2 tRNA genes are annotated in these 425 nt (G+C 44.2%); both read left to right on the top strand.

The window, feature by feature from the left end:
• The first annotated feature begins 80 nt into the window (after nucleotides 1-80).
• Nucleotides 81-157 (top strand) — tRNA-Ile (locus HX815_RS31460).
• A gap of 10 nt (nucleotides 158-167) precedes the next feature.
• Nucleotides 168-243 (top strand) — tRNA-Ala (locus HX815_RS31455).
• The last annotated feature ends 182 nt before the right edge of the window (nucleotides 244-425 follow it).

The raw sequence follows: 425 nt of genomic DNA, 5'->3' as shown, positions 1-425 counted from the left end.
GATTCATTGAAGAAGACGATAGAAGCAGCTTTAAGCTCCAAGCTGATAGCTCTTAGCTAATCAGTTACGCGCTCGAAATTGGGTCTGTAGCTCAGTTGGTTAGAGCGCACCCCTGATAAGGGTGAGGTCGGCAGTTCGAATCTGCCCAGACCCACCAATTTTGTTATGGGGCCATAGCTCAGCTGGGAGAGCGCCTGCCTTGCACGCAGGAGGTCAACGGTTCGATCCCGTTTGGCTCCACCATTAACTGTTTCTACTGTTAGAGTTTAGAAATGAATATTCGCGAATGAATATTGATTTCTAGTCTTTGATTAGATCGTTCTTTAAAAATTTGGGTATGTGATAGAAAGATAGACTGAACGTTACTTTCACTGGTAACGGATCAGGCTAAGGTAAAATTTGTGAGTAATTGCGAATTTTCGGCG

The sequence above is a fragment of the Pseudomonas sp. E6002 genome (genome assembly GCF_013385565.1).
GTDB lineage: Bacteria > Pseudomonadota > Gammaproteobacteria > Pseudomonadales > Pseudomonadaceae > Aquipseudomonas.
Note: the sequence above shows the minus strand (reverse complement) of the source record. Positions and strands in the feature narration are given on the sequence as shown.